Raw genomic sequence first — 1,226 nt, forward strand, 5'->3', positions numbered from 1 at the left:
TGTAACAATTGCTTTTGAGGAAATATCCGTGACATATGTTTGTGTTATCTGATCAATTTTATTGAAAAGTTGCGTGAACACAGTAAAGTTCATGGCATTCCTCTTTAACAAATTTTCAATTTTTTATTACCTTGGAACATAGATACATGCCATTTGCATTTATACATTGCCCAAATTTTCACTGCTATTATCTTGGCTTTGATAAAAGCTCTGTGTCTCTTTGAATTGTTGGGATATAGGACCGAATCTTCTACATTGGATTTTGTTTTCATCGTATGCTAGGCATCCCTTTTTTTTCATGGTCAAAAATTTTCATATTAAGTTCGCGTCTTTTCCTTTTGATAAGTGAGTGCTCGGCGTCACGTAAATACGCTACCATTTCCATCTTTATAGATTCATTTTGCATCATGGTTAATGTACCATCGATATGTGCTTGAAAATCTGCAATGTCTTTCAGGTTTTCTTTTGTTTGAAGTTCGTCGAAAAGATTTTTGAGGTATCGAAAACGACTTTCTACGTTTTCAAAACTTTCCAAACTCGCAACTTTATCTAGAACCGATACAGATTGCAAACGCGCAAAAATAGCTTTGCTCATTTGATCAAAAGGTCCAGAAATTTTGTTTTCGTCTTCCAATACCTTTTGATATGATGGCCTTGAAAGCATATGTTCATTATAGATCAATTCTGGCTCTTTGAGCAAAAAACTAGAAAAGTCTATTTTCCGAGATCCAGTGCTCTGATTCTTTGTTATAGACTGATAGGCTTTTTCTGTTTGTGAAAGTTGCTCTTTTTTTAACTCAAGCCGTTTTTTTAAGAGTTCAATAATTTCTAGATATTCTGCTGGTAGAGAAGCTGGTAGAGCAGGTGATGGAGCAGGTGATGGCGGTGGAGCAGGATTATTTATTATACTATGATCTACTGTCTTTTTTTTAGTTTTTGGTTTACACACACTTTTATACCGTGAGGAATCAAAGTAACATTCCCTAGCGAGAGCTGATGTTCCAAAAATTATACAAATCGCTATAGTGATAATTAGCTTTTGCATATTTTATTCCTTTTAATTTTCATATATTTAGGAAAACTGATCACTATATTGCTAACCTTATAAATTCGTTTATGAGATCCCGTTCTAGACCACGGCTTTCTTCGTAATAACTGCTAAGTTGTTCAGCTTTCACTGGTTTTGCTTGTTTTGTTTTCATCTGTCTCCTCGCTTGATTTCGGCA

1 protein-coding gene and 2 pseudogenes are annotated in these 1,226 nt (G+C 34.6%); all 3 read right to left on the reverse strand.

Features of this window, described 5'->3' with window-relative positions; translation table 11 throughout:
- A pseudogene (locus PVV66_RS09590) lies at positions 1-93 on the reverse strand (trwi protein); the annotation flags it as partial.
- 175 nt (positions 94-268) lie between these two features.
- Positions 269-949, reverse strand: a complete 681-nt coding sequence (locus PVV66_RS09595) for a type IV secretion system protein (protein WP_273719614.1) — start codon at positions 947-949, stop codon at positions 269-271.
- A gap of 151 nt (positions 950-1,100) precedes the next feature.
- A pseudogene (locus PVV66_RS09600) lies at positions 1,101-1,202 on the reverse strand (TrwG protein); the annotation flags it as partial.
- Positions 1,203-1,226 lie beyond the last annotated feature (24 nt).

Origin of the sequence: Bartonella sp. AU16XJBT (genome assembly GCF_028618665.1) — a bacterium.
Classification (GTDB): domain Bacteria; phylum Pseudomonadota; class Alphaproteobacteria; order Rhizobiales; family Rhizobiaceae; genus Bartonella.